Genomic DNA, 7,543 nt, shown 5'->3' on the forward strand with positions numbered 1-7,543 from the left:
CGGCGGCCCGGCGGGCGGCGGTGCCCCGCGGGCGGCCGGGCTCGGCGGCTCCGCGCCTCAGGTGGCGCGCTGGCTCGGTGACATCCGTACGTACTTCCCCACCTCCGTCGTCCAGGTCATGCAGCGCGACGCCATCGACCGGCTCGGCCTGTCGGCGCTGTTGCTGGAGCCCGAGATGCTGGAGGCCGTGGCGGCGGACGTGCATCTGGTGGGCACCCTGCTGTCGCTCAACAAGGCGATGCCGGAGACGACCAGGACCACGGCGCGTGCCGTCGTCCGCAAGGTCGTCGAGGAGCTGGAGAAGCGGCTCGCGACCCGCACTCGCGCGACGCTCACCGGCGCGCTCGACCGCTCGGCCCGGGTCAGCCGCCCCCGCCACCGGGACATCGACTGGAACCGCACCATCCGTGCCAACCTCAAGAACTACGTCCCCGAGCACCGCACGGTGGTCCCCGAGCGGCTGGTCGGTTACGGGCGGGCGGCGCGCGGGGTGAAGAAGGACGTCATCCTGTGCATCGACCAGTCGGGGTCGATGGCCGCATCCGTGGTGTACGCCTCCGTCTTCGGCGCCGTGCTCGCCTCGATGCGGGCGATCGCCACCCGGCTCGTCGTCTTCGACACCGCCGTGGTGGACCTGACCGATGAGCTGGACGATCCGGTGGACGTCCTGTTCGGCACCCGGCTCGGCGGCGGCACCGACATCAACCGCGCGCTGGCGTACTGCCAGTCGCAGATCACCCGGCCCGCGGACACCGTCGTCGTGCTGATCAGCGACCTCTACGAGGGCGGCATACGCGACGAGATGCTGGGGCGGGTCGCCGCGATGAAGGCGTCCGGGGTGCAGTTCGTGGCGCTGCTGGCGCTGTCCGACGAGGGGGCGCCGAGCTACGACCGGGAGCACGCGGCGGCGCTCGCCGCGCTCGGCGCGCCCGCCTTCGCCTGCACCCCCGATCTCTTCCCGGAGGTGATGGCGGCGGCCATCGAGCGGCGCCGACTGCCGATACCGGACATGGCGATGCATCAGTGACCATCCCTGGCCAGGGGCTTGCGCGGCCCCCTGTGGGTCGTGCAAGGATCACTCCCGTCGCCAGGACGTGAATGTGACCGTCCAGTTTGGCGCTTCGCCTGCTGTCCGTACCAGGGAAGGCCCCCTTTTGTCTGCCGCGTTCGCTGTGCCTGCCGCTGTGCGCTTGCCGCGCACCGTGGCCGCGCGGCGGGCGCTGCTGGCGGCGCTGTTCCTCGGGGGCTTCCTGGCACTCGCGTTCCTCTTCGGTGGCAGCGCCCAGGCGGCCGAGCGGGGAGAGCTGACGAGCGGATCGGTGACGGGCCACCAGGCCCAGGCATCGGACCTGGTCGACTCGACGCGAGCCGCCGCGAAGTCGGCCGCGAAGGCCGTTCCGGATGAGCCGGCACCGGCCAAGGCAACACCGGCCAAGGCAACACCGGCCAAGGCAACACCGGCCAAGGCAACACCGGCCAAGGCAACACCGGCCAAGCCGGCACCGGACAAGGCGGCAGTCAAGAAGGCCCCGGCCAAGGCGGTCGAGACCGCCGACACCGTGGCGCGCCAGGCGGCACACACCGCCACCGACACGGTCCGCAAGACCGTGGAGCCGGTGCGCGAGCCGGTCGAGCGGCAGGCCCGACAGGTCACCGACCCGGTCGATGACCTGGTCAGGGACGCCACGGGCGGCCACCTTCCGGTGCGGCTGTCCGAGGTCGGCGACGCCGGTGTCGGCGCCCTGGGCGACGTCTCCGGTGCACACGGCGCCGCCTCGGGCCACGGCCCGGCGGCGGACGACGCCGATGCGAACCACGCCCTGCCGCACCCGGCACGGCCCGCCGCGGCCCCGCTGGGGCCGGACACGGCGGACTCGGCCGCCGCCGCACCCCGTACCGCCGACTCCCCCGACGACGGTCATGGCACCGTCGTCCGGGCTGCCGCCGACACGGGCCAGGGCGATGGCGCCCCGGCGCCGCTGCCCCTCCCGCGGTCCCCCCTCGGGACCGTCACCCAGTGCACCGGCGACAGCGGTGCTCCCCGTGGCGGGAACACCCACGCCGCTCTGCCGCCGTCCGGCGCCGCGCACTTCGGGCTCGCGCCCGGCGCGGTCCGTGCGGAGAGCTCCGCGCCGACGCGCGAGCGGTACAACGAAGTCCTCGAATTCCCCGGCTAGGGCAGACCTCCCCCCGTCTGTAAGACCTGCCGCGCGGGGGCGGGTCAGGTCTGCCCGTTCCGTTAACCCCCTTGAATTCGAAGGACTTCCTCCACCATGCGCAACAACATTCGCCGTTCCATCCTCGTCGCCGCCACCGCCACCGGGATCTGGGCCCTCGGCTCCGCCGCCGCCAGTGCCGCCGAGACCCCGAGCATCCCCTCCACCGACAGCGTCTCCAGCACGGTGGACGGCGTTACCGACAAGGTCACCGACACCACCGACAAGGTCACGGACACCACCGGCAAGGTGACCGACACGGTTGACGGTGCGACCGGCGACGCGGCCGACACGTCCAAGCTGAACGACTCGGCGAAGAAGACCGTGGACGGCGTGACCGGCACCGCCGAGGACACCGTCGACGGTGCCGCCAAGGGCCAGCTGCCGGACGTCTCCAAGACCACCCGCGACGTGACCGGTGGCGCGCTCGACGGCGTGACCGGTGACGCCGCCAAGCCGGGCAAGGTCGTCAAGAAGGCGCACCACGCCGTGAAGTCCGTCCAGAAGGCCGCCGACGTGGACCTGCCCACCGGCGAGGTTCCCGGCGTCGTTCCGCACCTGCCGGGCCTGGGCTCGCTGCCGGTCAGCGGCTCCTCGCTGCCGAACGCCGCCCCGGTGCCGTCCGTCAAGGGCGCCCCGGCCGAGCTGCCCGCCCAGCTCCCGGCCACCCCGAAGCTGCCCGCCGCCCCCGGCGCCGCCGACAACCTGCTCGCCTCCCTCTCCGGCGCGGGCGTCCGTCCGGAGGAGCTGACGGGCAAGGCCAAGGGCACCGTGGGCATCGCCAAGCCGGTCGTGAACCGCATCGCCGACGACGTGCTGCCGCCCGTCGCGCACCGCATCGTGGTCAAGGTCGTCCCGGTCGCGCAGGGCACCGTGAACGACGCCGGTGTGCTCGCCGGTGACGCCGCGGGCAAGACCGTTCCGTACGTCGCCTACGTGGCGGGCAGCGCGCAGGGCTACACGCTGGGCACCGCCAGCAACGTGCTTCCGTTCGCGCAGGACACCGTCGCCGACGCCGTGCCGTTCGTGCAGAACACCGTGACCAACGCCGTGCCGGTAGCCCAGAACACCGTCAACAACACGGTTCCGTTCGCCGCCGACCTGGCCACCACCACGGTTCCGTTCGCGCTGGACCTGACCGGCTCCGTGGCCACGAACGCGCAGGGCACCGCGGTGAACACCGTGGCCCGCGTGCAGAGCCTGCTCCCGGTGGCCCCGGTCGACCTGACCGACGCCGCCAACATCCCGGCGCTCCCGGCCCTGCCCGCGGTCCCGGCCCAGCTGCCGACCGACGTGCCGAACGTCCCGGCGGACCTGCCGCAGGTTCCGGCTCAGCTGCCGACCGACCTGCCGCAGGTTCCGGCTCAGCTGCCGACCGACCTGCCGCAGGTTCCGGCTCAGCTGCCGACCGACCTGCCGCAGGTTCCGGCCCAGCTGCCCACCGACCTGCCGAACGTCCCGGCCCAGCTGCCCACCGACCTGCCGAACGTCCCGGCCGACCTGCCGCAGGTCCCCGCCCAGCTGCCGACCGACCTGCCGGCCGCCCCGGCCACCCTCCCGGCCGTCTGATAGCCGAGGCCGCATGACCGCCGCGTACGGCGGCCGCGCCGACGCCGCCGTACGCAGCAGCAACACCGCGCACTAACCGAGAGCGGGCAGTCCTCGTTGGGGAGGGGGCTGCCCGCTTTCCGGTTGCGAGATAGGTGGGTACGGTCGCGATCTGTGACCGTAATCACCGCTCCAGTGTGATCTGCGATTTAGGGCGGCACGTCTCGTGGTTATAGCCTGCGAGACGGACATGCCGCGTACCCGGCGCACGTGTGCCGCCCTCGTTATAGATCGCGTCCTCACGCTGGCCATCGCGCGGCACGCCCGCGCAGATAACGACCGCGATATCCATGGAAAAGGGACGGACGCGCGTGGACCTGTTCGAGTACCAGGCGAGGGACCTCTTCGCCAAGCACGGTGTACCGGTGCTGGCCGGTGAAGTCATCAACACGCCTGAGGCGGCGCGCGAGGTGGCCGAGCGACTGGGCGGCCGTGCGGTCGTCAAGGCGCAGGTCAAGGTCGGTGGCCGCGGCAAGGCGGGCGGCGTGAAGCTGGCCTCCGACCCGGCCGACGCCGTGGAGAAGGCCAACCAGATCCTGGGCATGGACATCAAGGGCCACACGGTCCACAAGGTGATGCTGGCCCAGACCGCGGACATCAAGGAGGAGTACTACGTCTCCTTCCTGCTGGACCGCACCAACCGCACCTTCCTCGCCATGGCCTCCGTCGAGGGCGGCGTGGAGATCGAGGTCGTCGCGGAGCAGAACCCCGACGCGCTCGCCAAGATCCCGGTGGACGCCATCGAGGGTGTGACCCCCGAGAAGGCCGCCGAGATCGTCGCCGCGGCGAAGTTCCCGGCCGAGATCGCCGACCAGGTGGCGGACGTCCTCCAGCAGCTGTGGACCGTCTTCATCAAGGAAGACGCCCTGCTCGTCGAGGTCAACCCGCTGGTCAAGACCGGTGACGGCAAGATCATCGCGCTCGACGGCAAGGTGACGCTGGACGCCAACGCCGAGTTCCGCCAGCCGGAGCACGCGGAGCTCGAGGACAAGGCCGCGGCCAACCCCCTCGAGGCGGCCGCCAAGGCCAAGGGCCTCAACTACGTCAAGCTCGACGGCGAGGTCGGCATCATCGGCAACGGCGCGGGTCTGGTCATGTCGACCCTCGACGTCGTCGCGTACGCCGGTGAGAACCACGGCAACGTGAAGCCCGCCAACTTCCTCGACATCGGTGGCGGCGCCTCCGCCGAGGTGATGGCCAACGGTCTCGAGATCATCCTCGGCGACCCGGACGTCAAGTCCGTCTTCGTCAACGTCTTCGGCGGGATCACCGCCTGCGACGCCGTCGCCAACGGCATCGTGCAGGCCCTGGAGCTGCTGAAGTCCAAGGGCGAGGACGTCAGCAAGCCGCTCGTCGTGCGTCTCGACGGCAACAACGCGGAGCTGGGTCGCAAGATCCTCACCGACGCCAACCACCCGCTCGTTCAGCAGGTGGACACCATGGACGGCGCGGCCGAGCGTGCCGCCGAGCTGGCTGCGAAGTAAGGGACGAGGTCACCAGAAACCATGGCTATCTTCCTCACCAAGGAAAGCAAGGTCATCGTCCAGGGGATGACCGGGTCCGAGGGTCAGAAGCACACCCGTCGGATGCTCGCCTCGGGCACCAACATCGTCGGTGGCGTGAACCCGCGCAAGGCCGGCACCACCGTTGACTTCGACGGCAACGAGGTTCCGGTCTTCGGCTCCGTCAAGGAGGCCATCGAGGCCACCGGCGCCGACGTCACGGTCATCTTTGTCCCGGAGAAGTTCACCAAGGACGCGGTCATCGAGGCGATCGACGCCGAGATCCCGCTCGCCGTGGTGATCACCGAGGGCATCGCCGTCCACGACTCGGCCAACTTCTGGGCCTACGCCGGCCAGAAGGGCAACAAGACCCGCATCATCGGCCCGAACTGCCCGGGTCTGATCACGCCGGGTCAGTCGAACGCGGGCATCATCCCGGCCGACATCACCAAGCCCGGCCGGATCGGTCTGGTGTCGAAGTCCGGCACCCTGACCTACCAGATGATGTACGAGCTGCGGGACATCGGCTTCTCGTCCTGCGTCGGCATCGGTGGTGACCCGGTCATCGGGACCACCCACATCGACGCGCTGGCCGCCTTCGAGGCCGACCCCGACACCGACCTGATCGTGATGATCGGCGAGATCGGCGGCGACGCCGAGGAGCGGGCCGCGGACTTCATCAAGGCCAACGTCACCAAGCCGGTCGTCGGCTACGTGGCGGGCTTCACCGCGCCCGAGGGCAAGACCATGGGCCACGCCGGTGCGATCGTGTCGGGTTCCTCCGGCACCGCCCAGGCGAAGAAGGAGGCCCTGGAGGCCGCGGGCGTGAAGGTCGGCAAGACCCCGACCGAGACCGCGGGCCTGGCGCGCGCCGCGCTCGCCGGCTGACGTCTCGGCGTCTCGCCGTCACACGCGGACGCGGGCCCGTACCCCCGGATGGGTGGTACGGGCCCGCGCCTTTTGTGTTCCCGGGGCCGTTTCCGCGGCCGCACGGCGCCGCGCCACAAAAGGTACATAAGCCCATTACGTACGACACGCGACCAATCGCTTGATGTACGGATGAAACGACTGTTATTGGCAGCATGGGCCCGTGACCCAAACGACCGATCGCAGTCCATCGGTGTCCTCACGCGGCAGTGCCGCGCTCCAGCGCCCCTCCGTCGCCAGGGAAGCGTTCCTCGGCGGCGTGGTGGCCGCGGGGCTCGGGCTGGGCACGCTCGCCGTCGTCGTCCTGCTGCTGTGGATCACCTCCTCGTCCCCCGACAGCAGCCCCGAAGGGGCGCTGCACGTCGCCGCCGACCTGTGGCTCCTCGGGCACGGCGCCGATCTCGTACGGACCGAGACGCTGACCGGGCATCCGGCGCCCGTCGGGCTGACCCCGCTGCTCATCAGCGTGGTGCCCTGCTGGCTGCTCTACCGCGCCGCGCAGCACGCGGTCTACCAGGGCCAGGCGGAGGAGGCCGAGGGGCAGTGGGTGCCCGAGGACTCCGTCGTCGACCCCCGCATCGCCTTCGGCTGGGTGACCGGCGGCTATCTGCTCGTCGGCATGGCGGCCGTGCTGTACGCCACGGCCGGGCCGCTGCACGTCGACCCGCTCAGCGCCGTGATCCATCTGCCGCTCGTCGCCGTGGCCGTCGCGGCCCTCGGCGTGTGGGTGGCCGACGGCCGGTTCCCGGTGCGGCTGCCCGCGCGGGCGAAGGCCGCGCTGGGCCGGATCCCCGGCGCCGCGCGGCTGGCGGCGGGCGTCGTCACCTGCGCGTCATGGCTGCGCGGAAGCTGGTGCCGACGGCGGCGGCTGTTCGCCGCGTGCCGCGCCGGGGCCGGTGGGCTCCTGGTGCTGCTCGGCAGCGGCGCCCTGCTCACCGGGGTCTCGATGCTCAGCCACACCGGATCCGTACAGCTGGCGTTCCTCCAGCTCAGCAACGTATGGCAGGGCCGCTTCGCGGTGCTGCTGGTCAGCCTCGCGCTGCTGCCGAACGCCATCGTGTGGGGCGCGGCGTACGGCATCGGTGCCGGTTTCGCGGCCGGGGGCGGCAGCGTGGTCGCCCCGCTCGGCGTCACCTCCTACCCCCAGCTGCCGCACTTCCCCCTGGTCGCGGCGCTGCCCGCGGAGGGCCCGCACTGGCCGCTGAACTGGCTGGCCGGGTCCCTGGCGGGCGCGTCGGTGGCCTGGCTGACGGCGGTCGCGGCGGCCCGGCGGCCCGGCACGGGCGCGCC

Annotated in this window: 6 protein-coding genes; all 6 read left to right on the plus strand. The window is 71.7% G+C overall.

Features of this window, described 5'->3' with window-relative positions; genetic code table 11:
• The coding region (locus EEJ42_RS16365; protein WP_123100668.1) for a VWA domain-containing protein at positions 1 to 1,027 on the plus strand (1,027 nt) is incomplete at its 5' end.
• A 163-nt stretch (positions 1,028 to 1,190) separates the two neighbouring features.
• Positions 1,191 to 2,177, plus strand: coding sequence for a hypothetical protein (locus EEJ42_RS16370; RefSeq protein ID WP_148081976.1), 987 nt, complete (start codon positions 1,191 to 1,193; stop codon positions 2,175 to 2,177).
• Positions 2,178 to 2,273: 96 nt separating this feature from the next.
• Complete coding sequence (locus tag EEJ42_RS16375) at positions 2,274 to 3,785, plus strand: hypothetical protein (protein ID WP_184503116.1); 1,512 nt, start codon at positions 2,274 to 2,276, stop codon at positions 3,783 to 3,785.
• Between the two features lie 350 nt (positions 3,786 to 4,135).
• Positions 4,136 to 5,308 carry an ADP-forming succinate--CoA ligase subunit beta gene (gene sucC / locus EEJ42_RS16380; protein WP_009717119.1) on the plus strand — a complete coding sequence of 391 codons (1,173 nt, stop codon included), beginning with the start codon at positions 4,136 to 4,138 and terminating at the stop codon, positions 5,306 to 5,308.
• Between the two features lie 21 nt (positions 5,309 to 5,329).
• Entirely contained in the window at positions 5,330 to 6,214 is an 885-nt protein-coding gene (sucD, locus tag EEJ42_RS16385) for a succinate--CoA ligase subunit alpha (RefSeq protein WP_123100670.1), read from the plus strand.
• 202 nt (positions 6,215 to 6,416) lie between these two features.
• Positions 6,417 to 7,543: cell division protein PerM (locus EEJ42_RS16390; RefSeq protein ID WP_221179378.1), on the plus strand; the 1,127-nt coding region annotated here is incomplete at its 3' end.

Origin of the sequence: Streptomyces botrytidirepellens, assembly GCF_003721215.1 — a bacterium.
Classification (GTDB): Bacteria; Actinomycetota; Actinomycetes; order Streptomycetales; family Streptomycetaceae; genus Streptomyces; species Streptomyces himastatinicus.

Excerpts from the sequence above, each read along its gene's own strand:
- sucD (WP_123100670.1), top strand. The coding sequence starts at position 5,330 with ATGGCTATCTTCCTCACCAAGGAAAGCAAGGTCATCGTCCAGGGGATG.
- EEJ42_RS16375 (WP_184503116.1), top strand. The coding sequence starts at position 2,274 with ATGCGCAACAACATTCGCCGTTCCATCCTCGTCGCCGCCACCGCCACC.